20 protein-coding genes and 1 pseudogene are annotated in these 21371 nt (G+C 72.7%); 14 read left to right on the top strand and 7 right to left on the bottom strand.

What is annotated here, in order from left to right:
• From sucB to ACFWV2_RS09130, 4 genes are all read left to right on the top strand, one after another.
• Positions 1 to 1008: 2-oxoglutarate dehydrogenase, E2 component, dihydrolipoamide succinyltransferase (sucB, locus tag ACFWV2_RS09115; RefSeq protein WP_384404035.1), on the top strand; the 1008-nt coding region annotated here is incomplete at its 5' end.
• A 129-nt stretch (positions 1009 to 1137) separates the two neighbouring features.
• Positions 1138 to 1761 carry a GntR family transcriptional regulator gene (locus ACFWV2_RS09120; protein ID WP_073806834.1) on the top strand — a complete coding sequence of 208 codons (624 nt, stop codon included), beginning with the start codon at positions 1138 to 1140 and terminating at the stop codon, positions 1759 to 1761.
• A gap of 300 nt (positions 1762 to 2061) precedes the next feature.
• Entirely contained in the window at positions 2062 to 4776 is a 2715-nt protein-coding gene (gene aceE / locus ACFWV2_RS09125; RefSeq protein WP_384404040.1) for a pyruvate dehydrogenase (acetyl-transferring), homodimeric type, read from the top strand.
• 36 nt (positions 4777 to 4812) lie between these two features.
• A complete protein-coding gene (locus ACFWV2_RS09130) occupies positions 4813 to 5778 on the top strand; it encodes a helix-turn-helix transcriptional regulator (RefSeq protein WP_384404043.1) in 966 nt (321 codons plus the stop codon).
• A gap of 16 nt (positions 5779 to 5794) precedes the next feature.
• Here ACFWV2_RS09130 and ACFWV2_RS09135 read toward each other — a convergent pair whose 3' ends face one another.
• On the bottom strand, positions 5795 to 6724 hold the full coding sequence (locus tag ACFWV2_RS09135) for an SDR family oxidoreductase (RefSeq protein ID WP_384404046.1): 930 nt from the start codon (positions 6722 to 6724) through the stop codon (positions 5795 to 5797).
• A gap of 98 nt (positions 6725 to 6822) precedes the next feature.
• Between ACFWV2_RS09135 and ACFWV2_RS09140 the strand changes: the two genes are divergently transcribed.
• Positions 6823 to 7344, top strand: coding sequence for a DUF4240 domain-containing protein (locus ACFWV2_RS09140; protein WP_384404641.1), 522 nt, complete (start codon positions 6823 to 6825; stop codon positions 7342 to 7344).
• Positions 7345 to 7392: 48 nt separating this feature from the next.
• On the opposite strand, the pseudogene ACFWV2_RS09145 reads toward ACFWV2_RS09140, so the two are convergent.
• Both ACFWV2_RS09145 and ACFWV2_RS09150 read right to left on the bottom strand, forming a co-directional pair.
• Positions 7393 to 7778: pseudogene (locus ACFWV2_RS09145) on the bottom strand (SDR family oxidoreductase); the annotation flags it as partial.
• Positions 7779 to 7781: 3 nt separating this feature from the next.
• Positions 7782 to 8282, bottom strand: coding sequence for a GNAT family N-acetyltransferase (locus ACFWV2_RS09150; RefSeq protein ID WP_384404049.1), 501 nt, complete (start codon positions 8280 to 8282; stop codon positions 7782 to 7784).
• Between the two features lie 47 nt (positions 8283 to 8329).
• On the opposite strand from ACFWV2_RS09150, the gene ACFWV2_RS09155 reads away from it, so the two are divergent.
• Together ACFWV2_RS09155 and ACFWV2_RS09160 are read left to right on the top strand one after the other, a co-directional pair.
• Positions 8330 to 9241 (top strand): TIGR01777 family oxidoreductase, encoded by a 912-nt coding sequence (locus ACFWV2_RS09155; RefSeq protein ID WP_384404052.1) that lies wholly within the window; start codon positions 8330 to 8332, stop codon positions 9239 to 9241.
• Positions 9242 to 9510: 269 nt separating this feature from the next.
• Positions 9511 to 10887, top strand: coding sequence for an NAD(P)/FAD-dependent oxidoreductase (locus ACFWV2_RS09160; RefSeq protein WP_384404055.1), 1377 nt, complete (start codon positions 9511 to 9513; stop codon positions 10885 to 10887).
• A gap of 78 nt (positions 10888 to 10965) precedes the next feature.
• On the opposite strand, the gene ACFWV2_RS09165 is transcribed toward ACFWV2_RS09160, so the two are convergent.
• Positions 10966 to 12507 carry a regulator gene (locus ACFWV2_RS09165; RefSeq protein ID WP_384404058.1) on the bottom strand — a complete coding sequence of 514 codons (1542 nt, stop codon included), beginning with the start codon at positions 12505 to 12507 and terminating at the stop codon, positions 10966 to 10968.
• A gap of 289 nt (positions 12508 to 12796) precedes the next feature.
• On the opposite strand from ACFWV2_RS09165, the gene lipB reads away from it, so the two are divergent.
• The 4 genes from lipB (at position 12797) to ACFWV2_RS09185 (ending at position 15872) form a co-directional block, all read left to right on the top strand.
• Positions 12797 to 13615, top strand: coding sequence for a lipoyl(octanoyl) transferase LipB (gene lipB, locus ACFWV2_RS09170; RefSeq protein ID WP_384404061.1), 819 nt, complete (start codon positions 12797 to 12799; stop codon positions 13613 to 13615).
• 118 nt (positions 13616 to 13733) lie between these two features.
• Positions 13734 to 14690, top strand: coding sequence for a lipoyl synthase (lipA, locus tag ACFWV2_RS09175; RefSeq protein WP_384404063.1), 957 nt, complete (start codon positions 13734 to 13736; stop codon positions 14688 to 14690).
• A 251-nt stretch (positions 14691 to 14941) separates the two neighbouring features.
• Positions 14942 to 15157, top strand: a complete 216-nt coding sequence (locus ACFWV2_RS09180) for a hypothetical protein (RefSeq protein WP_360783414.1) — start codon at positions 14942 to 14944, stop codon at positions 15155 to 15157.
• Positions 15158 to 15167: 10 nt separating this feature from the next.
• On the top strand, positions 15168 to 15872 hold the full coding sequence (locus tag ACFWV2_RS09185; RefSeq protein ID WP_384404067.1) for a DUF4191 domain-containing protein: 705 nt from the start codon (positions 15168 to 15170) through the stop codon (positions 15870 to 15872).
• An 86-nt stretch (positions 15873 to 15958) separates the two neighbouring features.
• Here the strand turns inward: ACFWV2_RS09185 and ACFWV2_RS09190 are convergent, their stop codons facing one another.
• On the bottom strand, positions 15959 to 16426 hold the full coding sequence (locus ACFWV2_RS09190; protein ID WP_384404070.1) for an RDD family protein: 468 nt from the start codon (positions 16424 to 16426) through the stop codon (positions 15959 to 15961).
• Positions 16427 to 16670: 244 nt separating this feature from the next.
• On the opposite strand from ACFWV2_RS09190, the gene glnA reads away from it, so the two are divergent.
• The gene (gene glnA, locus ACFWV2_RS09195; RefSeq protein ID WP_360783421.1) at positions 16671 to 18095 is read left to right on the top strand and encodes a type I glutamate--ammonia ligase; all 1425 of its coding nucleotides are present in this window, start codon (positions 16671 to 16673) and stop codon (positions 18093 to 18095) included.
• A 94-nt stretch (positions 18096 to 18189) separates the two neighbouring features.
• Here glnA and ACFWV2_RS09200 read toward each other — a convergent pair whose 3' ends face one another.
• Entirely contained in the window at positions 18190 to 18465 is a 276-nt protein-coding gene (locus ACFWV2_RS09200) for a hypothetical protein (RefSeq protein WP_384404074.1), read from the bottom strand.
• A gap of 149 nt (positions 18466 to 18614) precedes the next feature.
• On the opposite strand from ACFWV2_RS09200, the gene ACFWV2_RS09205 reads away from it, so the two are divergent.
• On the top strand, positions 18615 to 18974 hold the full coding sequence (locus tag ACFWV2_RS09205) for an ArsC/Spx/MgsR family protein (RefSeq protein WP_384404077.1): 360 nt from the start codon (positions 18615 to 18617) through the stop codon (positions 18972 to 18974).
• Positions 18975 to 18988: 14 nt separating this feature from the next.
• Positions 18989 to 20398, top strand: coding sequence for a PLP-dependent aminotransferase family protein (locus tag ACFWV2_RS09210; protein WP_384404080.1), 1410 nt, complete (start codon positions 18989 to 18991; stop codon positions 20396 to 20398).
• Here ACFWV2_RS09210 and ACFWV2_RS09215 read toward each other — a convergent pair.
• Entirely contained in the window at positions 20296 to 21303 is a 1008-nt protein-coding gene (locus ACFWV2_RS09215) for a Gfo/Idh/MocA family protein (protein WP_384404082.1), read from the bottom strand. The two genes, ACFWV2_RS09210 and ACFWV2_RS09215, sit on opposite strands and share 103 nt — an antisense overlap.
• Positions 21304 to 21371 lie beyond the last annotated feature (68 nt).

A 21371-nucleotide genomic window follows, 5' to 3' on the forward strand; every position in this document is an offset into this window, starting at 1 on the left:
CCGGCCACCCAGGCTCCGGCCCAGACCCCGGCCCCGGCCCCCGCCCCCGCCCCCCCCGCCCCCGCGGCTCCGGCCGCACCGGCCGAGGACGGCGCGTACGTCACCCCGCTGGTCCGCAAGCTCGCCACCGAGAACGGTGTCGACCTGGGCGCCGTCAAGGGCTCGGGCGTCGGCGGCCGTATCCGCAAGCAGGACGTCCTCGCCGCCGCCGAGGCCAAGAAGGCCGCCCCGGCCCCCGCCGCCGCTCCGGCAGCCGCGAAGGCCCCGGCCCTCGAGACCTCCCCGCTGCGCGGTCAGACCGTCAAGATGACCCGCATGCGCAAGGTCATCGGCGACAACATGATGAAGGCGCTGCACGGCCAGGCCCAGCTGACCTCGGTCGTCGAGGTCGACATCACCAAGCTGATGAAGCTGCGCGGCCGCGCGAAGGACGCCTTCGCCGCCCGTGAGGGCGTCAAGCTGTCCCCGATGCCGTTCTTCGTGAAGGCGGCGGCCCAGGCGCTGAAGGCCCACCCGGTCATCAACGCCCGGATCAACGAGGACGAGGGCACGATCACCTACTTCGACACCGAGAACATCGGTATCGCGGTGGACTCCGAGAAGGGTCTGATGACCCCGGTCATCAAGGGTGCGGGCGACCTCAACATCGCCGGCATCTCGAAGAAGACCGCGGAGCTGGCCGGCGCCGTGCGCGCCAGCAAGATCACCCCGGACGACCTGGCCGGCGCGACCTTCACCATCTCCAACACCGGTTCGCGCGGCGCGCTGTTCGACACGATCATCGTGCCCCCGAACCAGGTCGCCATCCTGGGCATCGGCGCCACCGTGCGCCGTCCGGTCGTCATCGACCACCCGGACCTGGGTGAGACGATCGCGATCCGCGACATGACGTACGTCGCGCTGTCCTACGACCACCGTCTGGTGGACGGCGCCGACGCCGCCCGCTACCTGACGGCGGTCAAGGCGATCCTGGAGGCCGGCGAGTTCGAGGTCGACCTCGGTCTGTAAGGCCGTGTGAGGGCCGTACGCCCGACTGGCAACGTAACGAGCCTCACCTGCGGCGCCCCCGTCCGGAAGTGTTTCCGGGCGGGGGCGCCGCCGTATTGTCTAAGGGTCAACACTCCCCGAGGAGCCTTCATGACCGTCCCCGTCGTCCACTCGCTGCGCGAACAGATCCGCGAGCACATCGTGGAGGGGATCGTCAGCGGCCGCTGGAAGCCGGGCGAGCGGATCGTGGAGCGCCGGATCGCGACCGAGCTGGAGGTCTCCCAGACCCCGGTCCGCGAGGCGCTGCGCGAGCTGGAGTCGCTGCGCCTGATCGAGTCGGCGCCGAACAAGGGCGTCCGGGTCCGCAATCTGACCGCGGCGGACCTGGAGGAGAGCTACCCCGTACGCGCGGGTCTGGAGCAGATCGCGGCCGAGCTGGCGGCCCGGCGGCTCGCGGCGGACTGCTCGGCCCTGGAGCCGCACGTGGCGGCCCTGTACGAGGCGGACGCGACCTCCGACGGGACGGCGCAGGTGCGGCACACGGTGGCGTTCCACCGGGAGCTGGTGAAGGCCGCGGGGAACGGGGTGCTCCTGCACACCTGGGAGACGCTGGGCATCGAGGTCTTCACGGCCCTGTCGATCCGCTGGCTCGGCACGGTCCAGAAGTCGTACGCGGAGGAGCACCAGGAGCTGGTGGAGGCCTTCCGCAGGGGCGATCCGAACATCGGCGCGCTGGTGAAGGCGCATGTGCTGGGCTGCGCGCCGAGGGCCTGAAGCCATAGCTGCACGCACAGTGAGCGGGTCCACCGTCCGGTGGGCCCGCTCATTCGTGCGGGCATCTTCTCAGAAAGCCGCTCCCACCTGCGAAAACGGGGGGAAAATCCGGCACCGGGTGCCCTGTTTCGCGGCACCCTGTGCCGACTTTCTCGATCTGAAGAGGTTTTCCCCTTCAACCCTTTGATCGATCATCGATCGGCGGCTTACAGTCTTCGGCGGGCCGCTACCCGGCCCTTCGCCCTGTCCTGCCAGACACGGCACCCCTTCTCCACCCCACCTGTCCGGAAGGCGGCGATCATGACCGATCCCGTAGGCAAGACTCCGAGCGAGCTCGACCAGCTCCCGGACCGTGACACCGAGGAGACCGCCGAGTGGGCGGCCTCCCTGGACGCCGTCACCAAGGCCGCCGGCCCCCACCGGGCCGCCTACCTGATGCGCCGCACGCTCCAGCACGCCGAGGGCGCGGGCCTCGCCCTGCCCAAGCTGCTGGAGACGGACTACGTCAACACCATCCCGACCTCCGCCGAGCCGACGGGCGCCGCGTTCGACGGCGACGAGGACATGGAGCGCCGGATCACCGCCTGGAACCGGTGGAACGCGGCGGCGATGGTCTCCCGCGGCTCCAAGTACGGCGTCGGCGGCCACATCGCCACCTTCGCCTCGGCCGCCTGGCTGTACGAGACCGGCTTCAACCACTTCTTCAAGGGCAAGGACTCCGGAGACGCGGCCGGTTCCGGCGACCAGCTCTACATCCAGGGTCACGCCGCCCCCGGCATCTACGCCCGCGCGTTCCTGGACGGGCGCCTGAACGAGGCCCACCTCGACAACTTCCGGCAGGAGTCGGGCGGCAACGGCCTGCCCTCCTACCCGCACCCGCGCCGCCTCCCCTGGCTGTGGGAGTTCCCCACCGTCTCCATGGGTCTCGGCCCGCTCTCCGCGATCTACCAGGCGCGCTTCAACCGCTACCTGACCAACCGCGCCATCAAGGACGTCTCCGCCTCGCACGTGTGGGCGTTCCTCGGTGACGGCGAGATGGACGAGCCCGAGTCGACCGCGGCCCTCGCCCTCGCCGCCCGCGAGGGTCTGGACAACCTGACCTTCGTCATCAACTGCAACCTGCAGCGCCTCGACGGTCCGGTCCGCGCCAACTTCAAGATCGTGCAGGAGCTGGAGGCCCAGTTCCGCGGCGCCGGCTGGAACGTCGTGAAGTCGCTGTGGGGCAACGCCTGGGACGAGCTGTTCGCGCTCGACACCACCGGCGCCCTCGTCCGCCGCCTCCGCGAGGTGCCGGACGCGCAGGTCCAGACGTACCAGACCCGCGACGCCGCCTACATCCGCCAGGACTTCTTCGGCAAGGACCCGGCGCTCGTCGCCATGGCGCAGCTGCTGAGCGACGACAAGATCCTGGAGTGCTTCCACCTCTCGCGCGGTGGCCACGAGCCGCGCAAGGTGTACGCCGCGTACAAGGCCGCCCTGGAGTTCAAGGGCGCGCCGACGGTCATCCTCGCGCAGACCGTCAAGGGCTTCACCCTCGGTGAGGGCTTCGCGTCGAAGAACGCGAACCACCAGATGAAGAAGCTCTCGAACGACGAGTTCAAGAACATGCGCGACCTGCTCGACCTGCCGATCCCGGACGCGCGGTTCGCCGACGGCCAGGTGCCCTACGGCCACCCCGGCGCCGACTCCCCCGAGGTCCGCTACCTCCAGGAGCGCAGGGCGGCCCTCGGCGGCCCGGCCCCGGCCCGCCGCACCCAGCCGCTCGCCCCGCTTCCGGCCCCGGCCGAGAAGGCCTTCACGGCTTTCGACAAGGGCTCCGGCTCGCAGTCGATGGCGACGACGATGGCGTTCGTACGGCTCGTCAAGGACCTGATCCGCGACAAGGAGACCGGCAGGCGCTGGGTCCCGATCGTCCCGGACGAGGCCCGCACCTTCGGTATGGAGAGCCTCTTCCCGTCGCTCGGCATCTACTCGCCGAAGGGACAGACGTACGAGCCGGTCGACCGCGACCAGCTGATGTACTACAAGGAGGCCGTCGACGGTCAGATCCTCAACGAGGGGATCACCGAGGCCGGTTCGATGGCCGACTTCATCGCCGCTTCCACCGCGTACTCCACGCACGGCGAGGCGATGATCCCGTTCTACATCTTCTACTCCATGTTCGGCTGGCAGCGGACCGCCGACCAGATGTGGCAGCTCGGCGACCAGCTCGGCCGGGGCTTCCTCGTCGGCGCCACCGCGGGCCGTACGACCCTGACCGGTGAGGGCCTCCAGCACGCCGACGGCCACTCGCCGGTGATCGCGGCGACGAACCCGGCGGCGCTGACGTACGACCCGGCGTTCGCCTACGAGGTCGCGGTCATCGTCAAGGAGGGTCTGCGCCGGATGTACGGCGAGGCCGCCGAGGGCGAGGACCAGAACGTCTTCTACTACCTCACCGTCTACAACGAGCCGATGCCGCAGCCGGCCAAGCCGGCCGGGATCGACGAGGGCATCGTCAAGGGCCTCTACCGGTTCAACACGGCGGAGTCGGCCGGTCTCGACCTCCCGGCGAACGCCCCGCGCATCCAGCTCCTCTCCTCCGGCACGGCCATCCACTGGGCCCTGGAGGCGCAGAAGCTGCTCGCCGCCGAGTGGGGCGTGGGCGCCGACGTGTGGTCCGCGACCTCCTGGACGGAGCTGCGGCGCGACGCCCTGGAGGCCGACGCTGCGCTGCTGCGCGGCGAGGAGCGGGTGCCGTACATCCGCCAGGCCCTGGAGGGCGTCGGCTCCCCGGTCCTCGCCGTCTCCGACTACATGCGCCAGGTCCCGGACCAGATCGCGCAGTGGGTCGAGCAGGACTGGTCCTCGCTGGGCGCCGACGGCTTCGGCCTGTCGGACACCCGTGACGCGGCCCGCCGCCACTTCGGCGTCGACGCCCAGTCGATCGTCGTCGCGGCGCTCGCGCAGCTCGCGCGGCGCGGCGAGGTGCGGGCGACGTCCGTGAAGGAGGCGCGCGAGCGCTACGGCCTCTGAGGCCCGACTGTCGGTGCGGGCACGCATGATGGGTTCATGCGTGCCGCCCGGCTGATCAAGATGGTCCTGCTGCTCCAGTCCCGTCCCTCGATGACGGCGGCCGAACTGGCCGAGGAGCTGGAGGTGTCCGAACGGACCGTCACCCGTGACGCCCTCGCCCTCTCCGAGGCGGGGGTTCCGGTGTACGCGGACCGGGGCAGGACCGGCGGGTACCGGCTCGTCGGCGGCTACCGTACCCGTCTCACCGGCCTGGCGCGCGGCGAGGCCGAGGCGCTGTTCCTGTCCGGACTGCCGGGCGCGCTGCGGGACATGGGCCTGGAGGACGCGGCGTCGGCGGCCCGGCTCAAGGTGTCGGCGGCGCTGCTGCCCTCGCTGCGGGACGCGCCCCGCACGGCGGCCCAGCGCTTTCACCTGGACGCGCCCGGCTGGTACCAGGAGCCGGTGACCCCGCAGCTGCTCCCGGCGCTCGCGGAGGCGGTCTGGGACGACCGGTGCGTCCGGGTCCGCTACCGGCGCGGGGGCGGTACGGAGGTGGAGCGGGAGCTGCGGCCGTACGGGCTCGTCCTGAAGGCGGGCGTCTGGTACGCGTGCGCGTGGACGGACGGCTCGTTCCGTACGTACCGGGTGGACCGGTTCACGGCGGTGTCGGTGGGCGAGGACCGCTTCGAGCGGGATCCGGACTTCGACCTGCCCGCGTTCTGGTCCGACCGCTCCCACGAGTTCACGCGCTCCCTCCTCCGGGCCGAGGCGGTCCTGCGTCTGACGGCGGCGGGAGCGCGGCGGCTTCCGTACGTGACGGACCGGGCGGCGGCGGAGGATGCCCTCGCGGCGGGCACCGCCGAGACCGACGGCCGCCTCCGGGTGCGCCTGCGCGTCGAGAACGAGGAGGTCGCCTTCGGTCAGCTCCTGGGTCTGGGTCCGGAGGCGGAGGTGCTGGCCCCGGACACGCTCCGGAAGCGGTTCGCGGAGGCGGCCCGGGGCCTGGGAGAGCTGTACGGGTAGGCGGGCCCGGCCGGGGCTACCGGTAGTCGTCCACGGACGCGTTCTCGTCCGTCTCCTTCGCGATGATGAAGCCCCAGCCGTCCGGCCGCGATCCGTCGGCGTCGGTGAAGCCGTACTCCTTCGCCATTTGGCCGCTGGAGAGGGACCGGCCGTTCCAGCGGGCCCGGTCGGGGTCGGCGGCGAGGGCGGCGATCGCGCGGCCCACGTACACCGGGGACTCGGCGACGGCGAAGTCGGGGAGCTTCTCGGCGGCGTCGCGCCAGTTGTCCTCGGTCACGCCGAAGTGGTCCAGCATCTGTTCCGAGCGGAGCCAGCCCGGAGTGATCGCGACCGCCGTGCCGCCGGACGGCTCCAGCTCGCGCGCGAGGCCGAACGCCATCCGGATCGGCGCGTTCTTGGCGAGGTCGTAGTAGATGTTCTCGCGGTACCGGGTGTTGTTGTACTCGGCCGTGCCGTCGGTGACCTCGACGAGGAGGCATCCGGGGTGCCGTACGAGCAGCGGTGTGGCCGCCGCGCTGGTGACGAGGTGGCTCTTCACGCCCAGCTCCAGCATGCGCAGGCCGTCGGCGAGTTCCATCTCCCAGATCTTCTTGCCGAAGCCGGCGATGACCAGGTGCTCGCCGCCCCAGATGTCGTTGACGAGGACGTCGAGCCGCCCCCGCTCCCGGTCGATCCGGTCGACGAGGGACCGGACCTGTTCCACCTCCAGATGGTCGGTGGGGACGGCGACGCCCTCCCCGCCGGCGGCCGTCACCAGTTCGGCGGTCTCCTCGATGGTCTCGGTCGCCCGGCCGACCTCGCTGAGCTTCTCGCGGGTGGTGCGGCCGGTGACGTACACGGTGGCGCCGGCGGCCCCGAGCTGGACGGCGATGGCCCGTCCGGCTCCTCGGGTGGCGCCCGCGACCAGGCAGATCCGTCCGTGCAGTGGCTTCGTCTCAGTCGTCATGGGCACCAGCGTGTCAGCAAATGACGACACCTTCTGTCCTGATTGATTCGGCCTTTCCGGGTGCGTCGCGTCCTGCGAACCAGGATGCTTGTCCCGTGATGGACGAGACGGAGTTCTGGCAGATCATCGACACCTCCCGCGAGGAAGCCGAGGGCGACCCCGAGGAGCAGGCCGATCTGCTCGTGGAGCGGCTGACCCGCCTCGACCCCGACTCCGTGCTCGACTACGCGCGCCACTTCGAGGCCCGCTACAACCGCGCGTACCTCTGGGACCTGTGGGGCGCGGCGGCCGTGCTGTTCGACGGGGCGGGGGACGAGACCTTCGACTCGTTCCGTTGCTGGCTCATCGGGCAGGGCCGGGAGGTCTACGAGGGCGCGGTGCACGATCCGGACGCGCTGGCGGAGCTGCTCGGCGACTTCGACGTGGAGATCGACGGGGACGGTGAGGAGATCGGTTTCGCGGCGGACGAGGCGTACGAGCGGCTGACCGGCGCCGAGACGCCCGATCTGGGCATCCCCATGCCGGGCGGGGAGCCGCTCGGCACCCCCTTCGACCTGGCGGACGACGAGGTGCTGGCCAGCCGCTTCCCCCGGCTGTGGGAGCGCTTCGGCGCCGGGTAGGCCGGCCGGGGCGTCCCTCGCCGGCCGGGCCGGGCCGGCGGGCGCTCGTCAGAAGGGCGTGCCGCCGTCGACGCGGATCTCGGTGCCGGTGACGAACCTTCCGTCCTCGCTCGCCGGCATCGCGACGAACCCCGCGACGGTCTCGGATCCGCGAAGCCCTGGCCGAGGGCGGGGGCGAGCTTCGCGAAGAGGGTCCAGCGGTGTCCTCGGGCAGGCCGGGGCCGACGCTGCGGCGTCCGGCGCCGGTGCCGTCGGTCATGCCGGAGGAGAGGGAGCCGGGCTGGACGGCGGTGAAGCGGATGCCCTGCTTGGCGTACTCGGCGGCGAGCGCGTGGGGCATGGACCGGATGCCGCCGATTGCCGGCCGCGCAGGCCGCCCTGTGGGGGTGGGCGAACCTCGCGGAGGTGGAGGAGAGGTTCACCACCGCCGCCCGGCGTCACTCCGTGAGTGACCGGCCCATGAGCACGTCGTCCACGGGCACGCCGTCGAAGAGGAACTCCCCCGGGAGCACACCCTCGACCGCGAAGCCCTCGGAGGCGTAGAGCGCTCGGGCCGGGGCGTTGTGCCCGAGGACCCGGAGCGTGATCCGGACGGCGCCGTCCGCGCGCGCCTTGTCCATCGCGGCCCGCAGCAGCGCCCGCGCCACACCCCGCCCACGGACGGACTCGGCCACGACGAGGCCCTGGATCTGGCGTACGTGGGCGTTGGACGCGAGCCGGGTCGGCGGCGCCACCCGGACATAGCCGACGACGGCCCCCTCGCTCACCGCGACCAGGTAGTCATCGGGCCGGTGGCGCTCGTCGAAGAACGGCTCGTACGGCGGGACGGGCGCGGGCAGCACCGCGTGGAGGGGCGACCAGGCGGCCCGGTCGAGCGCGCCGAGGGCGTCCGCGTCCCCGGCTGCGGCCCCGCGTATCCCTGTCTCCGACACCCTCATGACGGCCACTGTGCCATGCGCCCGGCCGGGGAGGGCAGGATGACCCCATGCAGCGTTCCGCCACCCGCAAGCGTGTCGCCGTCACCGGCGCCTCCGGGCTCATCGGCTCGGCCCTCGTCCGCTCCCTGCGCGCCGACGGCCATGACGTCCTCCGGCTCGTCCGCCGCCCGGCCCGGGCGGCCGACGAGGTCGAATGGGATCCCAAGCGGCTGTACGTCGACGCCGCCGGGCTCGTCGGCGTCGATTCCGTCGTGCACCTGGCGGGCGCCGGGGTCGGCGAGCGCCGGTGGAGCGAGGCGTACAAGCAGGAGATCCGGGACAGCCGGGTGCTCGGCACGATGGCCGTCTCCCAGGCCCTCGCCTCGCTGGCGCAGCCGCCGGAGAGCCTGGTGTGCGGCACGGCGCTCGGCTGGTACGGGGACACCGGCAGCCGCGCGGTCGACGAGAGCGCCCCCTCCGGCACGGGTTTCCTGCCCGAGGTCTGCGTGGAGTGGGAGGCCGCCGCGGCTCCCGCCGAGGAGGCGGGCATCCGGGTCACCTACGCCCGTACCGGCCTGGTGGTGGCGCGCGAGGGCGGGGCCTGGGGGCGGCTCTTCCCCGTCTTCCGCGCCGGGCTCGGCGGACGGATGGGCGACGGCCGCCAGTACTGGTCGTTCATCTCCCTCCACGACGAGGTGGCCGCCCTGCGCCATCTCGTCGACACCCCGTCGCTCTCCGGCCCGGTGAACCTGACGGCCCCCGACCCGGTCACCAACCGCGAGGTGACGGCGGCGATGGGCCGGGTCCTGCGCCGTCCGACCCTGTTCACCGTGCCCGCTCCGGCCCTGAAGGCGGTCCTCGGGGACTTCGCGCAGGACGTGCTGGGCAGTCAGCGGGTGCTGCCGGGGCGGCTGTTGGAGACCGGTTTCGACTTCGCGTTCCCGACGATCGACGACTCGATCAGGGCGGCGGCCGGCTGAGCGCTGACGGCGGGCGGCGCGCGGCGGGAAAGCGGCGGCGGGCGGCCTGACGAGGGCGCCGGGCGGCGGAGCGGGGTGCTCCCCTCGTACCCCGGGACCACCGGTCTCCGCGCCTCTGCGCTCCCCCGTGCCGCACGCACCCCCGGTACGCGCGGCTGGCACCCGTGGGAGCGCTGCCTAGGCTCGACCCGAACCGCGAACTCGGGCATTCCGGGGGCTCGTTGGGGGCATAGGCCTCCCACCGGCCGCGCCGACCTGGGGAGGGGCACGTGCTCAGCAGCGCAGACAGCGCAAGGAACGCACAGCGTACGGACGTCGTGGAGGCCGTCGACGTCGTGATCGTGGGAGCGGGGGTCGCGGGGCTCGCGGCCGCCCAGCGGCTGACCGGCGCGGGGCTGTCCGTCGCCGTCCTGGAGGCGGAGTCCCGGATCGGGGGCCGGATGGCGACCGACACCGTCGACGGCTTCCTCCTCGACCGGGTCGGGCCCGTGCTCACCCTGTCGCCGGAGGAGCTGCGGGCCACCCCGGGGCTCGACGGCCTCGTGCTGCGCCCCTTCGCCCCGGGAGTGCTCGTGCACAGCGACGGGCGGTACGCGCGATGGGGCGCTCCGCATCCGCGCCGGGTCGCCGGAGCGGCCAGGGGCGGGGGCAACCGGAGCGTGGGGGGAGCGTTCAGCGTCGCGCGCGCCCTCGCGAGCGCCCCCCGTCATCCGGCGTACTCGCTCGACCAGGCGCGGCTCGGCGCCTCCCTCGTCCGGCTCGCCGCGACCCCGACGCAGCGTCTCCTGACCCGGCCCGAGCGGACGGCGCGCGAGGCACTCACCGCGCGGCTGCCCGCCAGGACCGTGCAGGGGGTGTTGCGGCCGCTGCTCGCGGCGCTCCTCGGCGACCCGGACCTCGGCACGTCGAGCCGCCACGCGGACCTGGCGCTGCGCGCCTTCGCCCGGGGCTGGGCGGCCGTCCCCGAGGGCGGTTCGGGGGCGCTTCCCGAGCGGCTCGCCGCCGCGCTGCCGCCGGGCACGGTCCGTACCGGGGTACGGGTGACGGAGGCGTCCGTCACCCGGGTCACGACGGCGGAGCACGGGGTGTTCCGGTGCCGTTCGGTACTGCTGGCGACGGGGGCGCGGACGGCGGCGGCGCTGCTTCCTGGCCTGCGGACGCCTGCCTTCCACTCGGTGACGGTGCTCCACCACACGGCGCCCGTGGCACCCGCGGGGGACCCGACGCTGCTCCTGGAGTCCGACCCGGGCGGGCCGGTGGCGCACACGGCCGTGATGAGCGCGGTCGACCCGCGCCGGGCGCCGGAGGGCCGGGCGCTGATCACCTCGACGGTGCTGGGGACGCCGCCGGACGACACGGAACGGCGGGTCCGCAAGCACCTGGCCACGCTGTACGGGACGTCCACCGACGAATGGGAGCTGATCGGCCTGCGCCACACCCGGGACGCGTATCCGGCGATGACCCCGCCGCACGACGCCCGCCGCCCGGTCCGGCTGCTCTCGGGCCTCTACGTCTGCGGCGACCACCGCGCCACGGCCACCCCCCAGGGCGCCCTCTCCTCCGCCGCCCGAGCCGCCCGAGCCCTCCTGACGGACCTGGGCGTCCGGGTCCCCCCACGAGGAGAGGCGCACGGGGAGGCTGCTTGAGGAGGGGCCACGGCGGCCACGGTCGCGGGCGTGGGCCACGAGCGCGCGGGCCCGGGGCTCGGCTCCCCCGCCGCCCCCTCAGCCGATCGCGGCCACCCGGTCGCGGTACGTGCGCGCCGCCGCCGCGTCCCGGTACGGCTCCAGGCGGCGCTCGAAGTCGCGTACGTACTCCACGGCCCGGGCCGACCGCATCTCCGAGGCCTGCTGCGCCGCCTCGGCCCCGAGCGCGCACGCCTGGTCCAGTTCGCCGAGGGCGAGGCGGGACGTGGCGAGGACGACCCGGCAGAAGAGCCGGCTGCGGGCGAAGCCGGGGGCGCGGAGCTGGAGGGCCCGTTCGGCGTGCTGCGCGGCGGGCCGGTACTGCTGGAGGTCGCGGTGGCAGTGCCCCAGCTCGTCGGCGAGCTGGGCCTCGTCGAAGGTCCGGGCCCAGTACGGCACCTCGTCGCCAGGCCGGGCCGCATCGAGGGCCCGCTCGGCCCGTACGAGGGAGGCACTGCACGCGCGTGCCTCGCCGAGGACCGCGTGCCCCCGCGCCTCCACCGCGTGCAGCATCGCCTGGACGACGGGGGGCGCGGCGGCTCCGACGCCCTGCTGGGCGACCCGGGCGAGCTGCACGGCCTCCCTGCCGTGGCCGAGGTAGACGGCCTGGCAGCTCATGGTGAGGAGCACGTACGAGCCGTAGGCCCGGTCCCCCGCGGCCTGGGCCAGGCGCAGCGCCTGGACGAAGTAGCGCTGGGCGAGGCCGTGGGCGGCGATGTCGTACGAGGTCCAGCCGGCGAGCCGGGTGAGGTCGGCGGCGGCGGCGAAGAGGCGCCGGCCGACGGCCTCCCCGTAGGTCCCGCGCAGCATCGGTTCGGTCTCGTGCTCCAGGTAGCGGACGAGGGCCTGGCGGGCGTGGCCGCCGCCGTAGGCGTGGTCGAGGGTGCGGAAGAGTTCGCCGACCGAGCGGAGGGCGGCGATGTCGCCGCTGGAGACCCGCTGGCCGGGCCCCCGGTCCGTACCGCGCTGGCGTGGCACGGAGAAGCGGCCCTGGGGCGGGACCCGGGGGTCGTTCGGGAGACGCGTGTCGTGCCCGATCCGGGGGTCGTGCGGGACCCGGGCCTCGGTCAGGGTCGTGCTCGCCGTCGTGGTGAAGGAGCGGGGGCCGGGGCCGGACGGAAGGTCCCCGCGTGCCACCCGGTCGTCCGCGCGGCCGATCAGCCAGTCGCGGCTGGGGACGACCAGGCCCGCCGGGGTGAAGGCGATCTTGCGGAGTTCCGCGTGGCTGCCGGAGTCCTTGCGCCACAGGCCGCTGACGATGTCGACGGCCTCCTCGGGGGTCGCGGCGAACTCCAGGCCCGCGTAGACGGGCGCGCAGGCGTCGAGGCCGAGGTCCTGGGCGGAGAGGCGGCGGCCGAGTCGGCGGGTGAAGACCTCGGCGATGAGCGCGGGCGTGGTGCCGCGCGGCTGCTGCCCGCGGAGCCAGCGGGTCACGGAGGTCTTGTCGTACCGCAGGTCGAGACCGTGTTCCAGGCCGAGCTGGTCCACCCGTCTGGCGAGCCCCGCGTGGGAGAACCCGGCTTCGGCGATGAGCGCGGCGAGCTGGCGGTTCGGGATGCGCTGCGGTGGTCGTTCCGTCATCAGCTGTGCGGTCTCCTGCCTTCCGGGTCCGGGCGGCAGCCCCGTCGGACCCTCATGGAACGGCGCGAATTTAGCGGTCCTCACGGCCCGTACCGCCAGCTTCGCCCCACATTCATCCGATCGTGTGAGGATTGATGGCACCGCTGACGTAGGCGCCCCCGTCCACCTGCCGGAGGGGTGTCGCGGGCGCCGCCGTACAGTGGCATGGGCGCGAATGACCCGTTCGGCGCCGAGTCGGCCCGGGATGATCCCCGGTTCCCGGTCCCGGCACCCAGGAGGAGGCATGGCCGTGAGTGAGCTGCGATTCGTCCGCCTTGGATTCGGCGAGGACGCCGTCGACTACCAGGTGGCCTGGGACAAGCAGCGCGAGGTGCACGCCGCGCGGTTCGCGGACGAGATCGACGACACCTGTCTGCTCCTGGAGCACCCGCCGGTCTACACCGCCGGACGCCGTACGGCGGAGAGCGAGCGCCCGCTCGACGGGACGCCGGTGGTGGACGTCGACCGCGGCGGCAAGATCACCTGGCACGGCCCCGGCCAGCTCGTCGGCTACCCGATCATGAAGCTGCCCCGCCCGGTGGACGTCGTCGCGCACGTCCGCCGCCTGGAGGACGCGCTGATCCTCACGGCCGCCGAGTTCGGGATCGAGACGACCCGGGTCGAGGGCCGCAGCGGCGTCTGGGTCCTCGGGGACCCGCGACAGGAGACAGAGCAGCGGCCGTCCCTGGGCGGTCTGTCGCTCGACTTCGACCCGCGGCTGCACGACGAGGAGTTCGACGCGCGTCTGAACGGCCCGGAGTACGCCCCGTCCAACGCCGGCCAGCGCCGCGAGGACCGCAAGCTCGCCGCCATCGGCATCCGGGTCGCCAAGGGCGTCACGATGCACGGCTTCTCGTTCAACGTGAACCCGGACAACGCCTGGTTCGACCGGATCATCCCGTGCGGCATCCGCGACGCGGGGGTGACCTCGCTCGCCAACGAGCTGGGCCGGGACATCTCGATCGCGGAGGTGCTCCCGGTGGTGGAGCGCCGGCTGCGGGAGGTCCTGGAGGGCGCGGAGCTGAAGCCGCGCGAGATCGAGCGTCCGGTGGAGCCGGCGTCGGCCTGAGGCGTCCCGAGGCGTCCCCAGGAATGCGGGGAACCGGCCAGAGGTTGGCCAGTAGTAAGGCATGAAAGCAACGGCGTACGCTGGTGTACGCCGAAGAATCGAAGCTACAGGAGCCGATGTGTCCGCAGTCGCACCCGACGGACGCAAGATGCTGCGCCTGGAGGTCAGGAACGCCCAGACCCCCATCGAGCGCAAGCCCGAGTGGATCAAGACCCGGGCGAAGATGGGGCCCGAGTACACGAAGATGCAGGGTCTCGTGAAGAGCGAGGGCCTGCACACGGTCTGCCAGGAGGCCGGCTGTCCCAACATCTTCGAGTGCTGGGAGGACCGCGAGGCGACCTTCCTCATCGGCGGCGACCAGTGCACCCGGCGCTGCGACTTCTGCCAGATCGACACGGGCAGGCCCGAGGCCCTGGACCGTGACGAGCCGCGCCGCGTGGGCGAGTCGGTCGTCACGATGGACCTGAACTACGCCACCATCACGGGCGTCGCGCGCGACGACCTGGAGGACGGCGGCGCCTGGCTGTACGCGGAGACCGTGCGCCAGATCCACCAGCAGACGGCGGACCGGGCCGAGGGCCGCACCAAGGTCGAGCTGCTCGCGCCCGACTTCAACGCGGTGCCGGAGCTCCTGGCCGAGGTCTTCGCCTCCCGCCCCGAGGTCTTCGCGCACAACGTGGAGACGGTGCCGCGGATCTTCAAGCGGATCCGCCCCGGTTTCCGTTACGAGCGTTCGCTCGACGTCATCACCCGGGCGCGGGACTACGGTCTGATCACGAAGTCGAACCTGATCCTCGGCATGGGCGAGACCCGCGAGGAGGTCAGCGAGGCGCTCCAGCAGCTGCACGACGCGGGCTGCGAGCTGATCACGATCACCCAGTACCTGCGTCCGTCGGTCCGGCACCACCCCGTGGAGCGCTGGGTGAAGCCGCAGGAGTTCGTGGAGCTGAAGGAGGAGGCCGACGAGATCGGCTTCTCCGGCGTGATGTCGGGCCCGCTGGTCCGTTCCTCGTACCGCGCGGGACGGCTGTACCAGCAGGCGATGGAGCAGCGCGGCCGCGTCGCGGGTGTGTGAATCCAAGCACAAGGAGTTACCGGCCAGTAGTGGCCGAATCCGGCGCGGCCCGTACGCTCCCGCAGCTCAGCGGGGACGTACGGGCCGCGTCGGCGTCCCGCGTACGTCCGGTCGGCCGCATCAACCTTTCATCAGTGTTTGACCATCGGGTCACGCCCTGGTAACACCAATCTGTGAGCCTGGTTTCACACACCGCCACCTCCTGCTCACACCCCCGCCTCGTCTCACCCGCCTTCGAGGGAGGACCCGCCATGCCGGGCGCATCGACCCACGTCCGCGTCACCCCGATCCCGTCCGTCACCGACGCCCTGAAGGCCGTGGAGTCACTGCTCCTCGGCGCCGGGCAGCGCACCGCACGGCGCAACGCCTGGAACTCCGTCCTGGAGGACCGCCGCCGCGCCAAGGACAGGGTCGAGGCCCAGCACGTGATGGAGGTCGCGTCGGGCCGGACTTCCCGGGCCACGTAAACTTCAGGACATGGCGAGGAAGGCAAACACGGGCAGCGCTGACGCTGCGAACCAGGGGCGACTCAAGCAGATCGCCCTCACGTACAAGATGACCCGAAAGGCCGACCCCCGGGTCGGACTTGTCGTCGCAGGCGTGGGCATCGTCGTACTCGGTGTCCTCCTCGCGATCGGCTTCCTGATCGGGCACCCGGTCTACCTGGGCATCCTGGGATTCGTCCTGGCGCTCCTGGCGGCGGCCATCGTCTTCGGGCGGCGTGCCGAGCGCGCGGCCTTCGGACAGATGGAGGGCCAGCCGGGCGCGGCCGCGGCGGTCCTGCAGAACGTCGGACGCGGCTGGACGACGACCCCCGCGGTCGCGATGAACCGCAGCCAGGACGTCGTGCACCGGGCGGTCGGCCGGGCCGGCATCGTGCTGGTGGCGGAGGGCAACCCGAACCGGGTGAAGCCGCTGCTGGCGGCCGAGAAGAAGCGGATGAACCGCGTCGTGGTGGACGTGCCGGTGACCGACATCATCGTCGGTGACGGCGAGGGCCAGGTGCCGCTGAAGAAGGTCCGTACGACCATGCTCAAGCTGCCTCGGGTGCTCACCGGCCCGCAGGTGACGGCGGCCAACGACCGACTGCGGGCGATGGGCGACCTGATGAGCAACATGCCGCTGCCGAAGGGTCCGATGCCGAAGGGCATGCGGATGCCTCGCGGCGGAAAGACGCGCTGACGCGCCCGACCGCTCTCATGGGAGCGAACGAGAGGGGCCCCGGACCGTGACAACGGTCCGGGGCCCCTCTCGTCTGTCGGTACGGGTCAGACGCGGACCTGGACGGCGCCGGAGAGGCGGTCGTGGAGGCCGCGTCCGTCGCGGTCCCAGATGAGGGCCGGGATCGCCAGGCAGACGAGCAGGGAGCGCAGCGCCACGCGCGGCAGGCCGAGGCGGCCGCCGCGCACCGAGACGACCGCGAGGCCGAAGAGGCGCTTGCCGGGCGTCGAGCCGATGGTGCCGACGGTCAGCACGCTCAGGACGAACAGGAGGCCGAGGGCCCAGTTGCCCGTGGCCTGGTTGTAGCCGTCGGTGATCAGGCCGTATGCGATCAGCGTGCAGAGGGCCCAGTCGACGGCGAGGGCGCCCAGGCGCCGCCCGGGACGGGCGATGGAACCGGGGCCCTCCTCCGGCAGCCCCAGCTGCTGACCGCGGTAGCCGAAGTCGACGCCTGCGTCCTCGGCCGCCGCGCGGGGGCCGGAGAGCCAAGATCCGAGTGCTTGCCTGTTGTCCACCCGACCACGGTACTGTGCCCGCTTTTGATCACTTCGGCCCGGGTCGGCGAAGACGGGCCGGACCGGTCGCCCCGGAGCGCCGGACAGCGCCGCGACACCCACCCCGGTTAACTTCGACGAAACAAATGGGTCATGCTGGAGAAATCCCGTCTGCCTATGGTCGGGTCCAGCGTGTGCCACCGCACTGGCCGCACGACCGAGCTGCAAGCCCGCCCCTCCCCGGGCCGGGAGTAGGAGGAGTTGGATGTCCGAGAAGCACGGGTTCCAGAACGCCGACGAGGTCCAGAAGTTCATCAAGGACAACGACGTCAAGATGGTCGACGTCCGTTTCTGTGACCTTCCGGGCGTGATGCAGCACTTCACGATCCCGGCGACGGCCTTCGACCCGGCGGAGGAGCTCGCCTTCGACGGCTCGTCGATCCGCGGCTTCCAGGCGATCCACGAGTCCGACATGGCGCTCCGCGCCGACCTGTCGACGGCCCGGGTGGACCCCTTCCGCCGTGACAAGACGCTGAACATCAACTTCTTCATCCACGACCCGATCACGGGCGAGCAGTACAGCCGTGACCCGCGGAACATCGCGAAGAAGGCCGAGGCGTACCTCGCCTCCACCGGCATCGCCGACACCGCGTACTTCGGCCCGGAGGCGGAGTTCTACGTCTTCGACTCGGTCCGGTTCGAGACCTCCGCGAACCAGGGCTTCTACCACATCGACTCCGAGGCCGGCGCCTGGAACACCGGTGCGGAGGAGAACAACCGCGGTTACAAGGTCCGCTACAAGGGCGGCTACTTCCCGGCCCCGCCGGTCGACCACTTCGCCGACCTGCGCTCCGAGATCTCCCTGGAGCTGGAGAACGTCGGCCTCCAGGTCGAGCGCCAGCACCACGAGGTCGGCACCGCCGGCCAGGCCGAGATCAACTACAAGTTCAACACGCTGCTCGCCGCGGCCGACGACCTGATGCTCTTCAAGTACATCGTGAAGAACGTCGCCTGGCGCAACGGCAAGACCGCGACCTTCATGCCGAAGCCGATCTTCGGCGACAACGGCTCGGGCATGCACGTCCACCAGTCCCTGTGGGCGAACGGCGACCCGCTGTTCTACGACGAGACGGGCTACGCGGGCCTCTCGGACACCGCCCGCTACTACATCGGCGGCATCCTCAAGCACGCGCCGTCGCTGCTCGCCTTCACCAACCCGACGGTGAACTCGTACCACCGCCTGGTGCCGGGCTTCGAGGCGCCGGTCAACATGGTGTACTCGCAGCGCAACCGCTCCGCCGCCATGCGCATCCCGATCACGGGCTCGAACCCGAAGGCCAAGCGCGTCGAGTTCCGCGCGCCGGACCCGTCCTCGAACCCGTACCTCGCCTTCTCGGCGCTGCTCCTCGCGGGCCTCGACGGCATCAAGAACAAGATCGAGCCGATGGAGCCGATCGACAAGGACCTGTACGAGCTGGCTCCGGAGGAGCACGCCAACGTCCCCCAGGTCCCGACCAACCTGGAGGCCGTCCTCTCCGCCCTGGAGGACGACAACGAGTACCTCCAGGCCGGCGGTGTCTTCACCTCCGACCTGATCGAGACGTGGATCGACTACAAGCGCACCAACGAGATCGCCCCGATCCAGCTGCGCCCGCACCCGCACGAGTTCGAGCTGTACTTCGACCTCTAGACCGCGGACTGCCGCGTCCCCCGCGTGACGAAGGCCGCCACCCCGGAAACCCCGGGTGGCGGCCTTCGCCGTGCGCGACGCGGGTGAGCGGCCGTCAGCGGCCGTAGCGGATGAAGGTGCGGACCATGCGGCAGGTGGTGTCCGAGGGCGGGTGGATGTCGAGGCGGGCGGCCGTGGTGCGTATCGTCGCGTTCGTGGCCTTCGACGGGACGTAGACGCCGGCGTCGAGGAGGGCGATCGCGAGGCGCATGGCCTTCAGGCGCCGGTTGTGCGTCACGTACCACTCGCGGGGGCGGCCCGCGGGCAGGGGCTTCTTCTGGAGGGGCTTCCAGGGTTCGATGGACGGCGTCCGGATCACGGTGAGAGCCATGGGCTACCTCCTGGCGAACGGCGGGGTGCGGGCCCTCCCCGGGACCCTCACCTTCACCCCCCATTCTAGTGCCCCCCACTGACAATCGCCCCTGGCCAGACGGGGTTTGGGGGGTGGTGGAACGAAGTCCGGCGGGTACCGTGGGGCGCATGGAGATCTGGATCAACCCCGCCTGTTCCAAGTGCCGCGCCGCCCTCACCCTTCTCGACGCCGAGGGGGCCGACTACACCGTGCGGCGGTATCTGGAGGACGTGCCCTCACCGGAGGAGATCGCGCGGGTGCTCGAACGGCTCGGGCTCGAACCGTGGGACATCACCCGCACCCGGGAGACCACCGCCGAGGAGCTCGGCGTGCAGGACTGGCCCCGGGACGCCGACAACCGCGACCGGTGGATCGAGGCGCTCGCCGGACACCCCGAGCTGATCCAGCGGCCCCTCATCACCGCCGAGGACGGCACCGCGGTCGTCGGCCGGTCGGAGGAGGCCGTACGGGACGCGCTGTCCCGCTGAGACGGAGCGAGGACATGGTGCTCGGGAACGATCTGCATCTGGAACTCGGAGCCGGGGGCGGGCGGCGGGCCGCGCTCATCGGGGCGCTGCGCGACGCCGTGCGCGGCGGGCGGCTCGCGCCGGGGACCCGGCTTCCGCCCTACCGCACCCTCGCCGCCGACCTCGGGATCGCCCGCAACACCGTCGCCGACGCGTACGCCGAACTGGTCGCCGAGGGCTGGCTCACCTCCCGTCAGGGCTCCGGGACCCGGGTCGCGGACCGGGTCGCCGCGCCCGCCCCCGGGCCCGTGCGGCCGGCGGCGCCGCCCCCGCTCCCGTACGACCTCGTCCAGGGCAAGCCCGACCCCGGTGCCTTCCCGCGCGCGGCCTGGCTCGCGGCCGCCCGGCGGGCTCTGACGGCCGCGCCGCACGAGGCCTTCGGGATCGGCGACCCGCACGGCCGGATCGAACTGCGCCGGGCACTCACCGAGTACCTCGCGCGAGTCAGGGGCGTGCGGACCGCCCCGGACCGGATCGTGATCTGCTCGGGCGCCGCCCACGCCCTGCGGCTGCTCGCGCGGGTCCTCGGCACGACGGGCCCCTGGGCCGTGGAGGCCTACGGGCTGCCCTTCCACCGCGGGCTCCTCACCGGCGCCGGGGTCACCACGGTGCCGGTGAGCGTCGACGAGGACGGGGCGCGGGTCGGGGAGATCCCCCGCCACGCGGGCGCGGTGCTGCTCACCCCCGCCCACCAGTTCCCCACCGGTGGGCCGCTGCACCCCGAGCGCAGGGCCGGCGTCCTGGAGTGGGCGCGGGCCGCCGGCGGTCTGGTCGTCGAGGACGACTACGACGGGGAGTTCCGCTACGACAGACGGCCGGTCGGAGCCGTCCAGGGTCTCGACCCGGAACGGACGGTCCTCATCGGCTCCGTCAGCAAGAGCCTCTCCCCCGCGCTCCGGATCGGCTGGATGTGCCTGCCGGCGGCCCTCGTCGACCCGGTCGTCACGGCGAAGGGCGAGCGCGAGCCGTACGCCGCCGCGACGGAGCAGCTCACCCTCGCGGACTTCCTCGCCACCGGAGGGTACGACCGGCACGTCCGGCGCATGCGCCTGCGCCACCGGGCGCGGCGCGACCGGCTGACGGCGGCGCTCGCGGAGCGGGTGCCCGCCGTACGGGTCACGGGCATCGCCGCCGGTCTGCACGCCGTGGTGGAGCTTCCGCCGGGTACGGAGCGGGCGGCCCTGGCCGCGGCGGCCCGGCACGGGGTCGCGGTGGAGGGCCTGGCCTCCTACCGCCACCCCGACGCCCGCGACCCGGCCCGCCCGGACGGTCTGGTGGTCGGTTACGCCACTCCGCCGGAGCGGCTGTACGGGGCGTCGCTCGACGCGTTGTGCGACGCGCTGCGCGCGGTGTCGGGCGATCCCTCGGGCGACGCTCCGTCCTGAGGACGACGGGCCGCCTCCGTCTCCGCCGCCGTCAGGATCTCCGTGAGGCGGAGGCCGAACCGGGCGTCGCACGGGTGGGGTTCCCCCGTGCGGGCCGCCGTGACGAGGGCGTCCACGGCCGCGCCGAAGGCGTCCACCGCCCCGTCCCAGCGGGGCAGTTCCGCTCTGCCCCCGGCGCCGTACAGGGTGAGGGCCGCCTCCGCCGCCTCCGGTGGGGCGCTGAGCGTGAGCGTGGCGGTGCTGCTCGCCCCCGAGGTGTGCCGCAGGACCAGGTGGTGGGTGTCGTGCGGCCCCGGTACGGCGGTGATCGCCGTGACGTCGCCGAGGACCGGCAGGTAGACCGAGAGGACGTGCGGGCCGACGTCCCAGAGGCCGCCCTTCTCCCGGCGCCAGGGGGAGGCCGCGTACGCGCTGGTGGAGCCCGGCCCGTAGAGCGAGCCCAGCCAGTGCGCCTCGCCGAGGAACCAGCCGCCCTTCACCGCCTGTTCCTCGATCCAGCGGGCCGTCGGCTCCGCGAACCGCAGCGTGCAGAAGACCACCGAGGCGACCCCCGCCGCCTCGACCGCCTCGGCCACCTCCCGCGCCCCGGCGACCGTCGTCGCGACCGGCTTGTCGAGGAGGACGTGGCACCCGGCCCGCGCCGCCCGGACCGCCAGCGGGGCCTGCACGTCCGGCGGGAGCGCGAGGGCGACGGCGTCGCTGGCCGCGAACAGGGCGTCCACGTCGTCGTACGCGCGCGTGCCGGAATCGGCGGCGAGCGCCGCCGCCGCCTCGGCGCGTCTGCCCCAGACCCCGCTGAACTCGATCCCCGGATGCCGGGCGAGCGCGGGCGCGTGCGTGCGACCGGCCCAGGGGCCGGTGCCGAGGAGTCCGATACGGGGCTTCACGCCCGGGTTCTTCGCCATGCCCCCAGTCTGCCGGGTCGCGGTGACGGGCGGCCAAATCCGCTGGCGGACCTCCCCCCGCCCGGTGT

The organism is Streptomyces sp. NPDC058671 (assembly GCF_042716475.1).
In the GTDB taxonomy this organism is placed as follows: domain Bacteria; phylum Actinomycetota; class Actinomycetes; order Streptomycetales; family Streptomycetaceae; genus Streptomyces.

Coding starts and splice junctions, on each gene's coding strand:
- ACFWV2_RS09120 (WP_073806834.1), top strand. CDS start 1,138: ATGACCGTCCCCGTCGTCCACTCGCTGCGCGAACAGATCCGCGAGCAC.
- aceE (WP_384404040.1), top strand. CDS start 2,062: ATGACCGATCCCGTAGGCAAGACTCCGAGCGAGCTCGACCAGCTCCCG.
- ACFWV2_RS09130 (WP_384404043.1), top strand. CDS start 4,813: ATGCGTGCCGCCCGGCTGATCAAGATGGTCCTGCTGCTCCAGTCCCGT.
- ACFWV2_RS09135 (WP_384404046.1), bottom strand. CDS start 6,724: ATGACGACTGAGACGAAGCCACTGCACGGACGGATCTGCCTGGTCGCG.
- ACFWV2_RS09140 (WP_384404641.1), top strand. CDS start 6,823: ATGGACGAGACGGAGTTCTGGCAGATCATCGACACCTCCCGCGAGGAA.
- ACFWV2_RS09150 (WP_384404049.1), bottom strand. CDS start 8,282: ATGAGGGTGTCGGAGACAGGGATACGCGGGGCCGCAGCCGGGGACGCG.
- ACFWV2_RS09155 (WP_384404052.1), top strand. CDS start 8,330: ATGCAGCGTTCCGCCACCCGCAAGCGTGTCGCCGTCACCGGCGCCTCC.
- ACFWV2_RS09165 (WP_384404058.1), bottom strand. CDS start 12,507: ATGACGGAACGACCACCGCAGCGCATCCCGAACCGCCAGCTCGCCGCG.
- ACFWV2_RS09180 (WP_360783414.1), top strand. CDS start 14,942: ATGCCGGGCGCATCGACCCACGTCCGCGTCACCCCGATCCCGTCCGTC.
- ACFWV2_RS09185 (WP_384404067.1), top strand. CDS start 15,168: ATGGCGAGGAAGGCAAACACGGGCAGCGCTGACGCTGCGAACCAGGGG.
- glnA (WP_360783421.1), top strand. CDS start 16,671: ATGTCCGAGAAGCACGGGTTCCAGAACGCCGACGAGGTCCAGAAGTTC.
- ACFWV2_RS09200 (WP_384404074.1), bottom strand. CDS start 18,465: ATGGCTCTCACCGTGATCCGGACGCCGTCCATCGAACCCTGGAAGCCC.
- ACFWV2_RS09205 (WP_384404077.1), top strand. CDS start 18,615: ATGGAGATCTGGATCAACCCCGCCTGTTCCAAGTGCCGCGCCGCCCTC.
- ACFWV2_RS09210 (WP_384404080.1), top strand. CDS start 18,989: ATGGTGCTCGGGAACGATCTGCATCTGGAACTCGGAGCCGGGGGCGGG.
- ACFWV2_RS09215 (WP_384404082.1), bottom strand. CDS start 21,303: ATGGCGAAGAACCCGGGCGTGAAGCCCCGTATCGGACTCCTCGGCACC.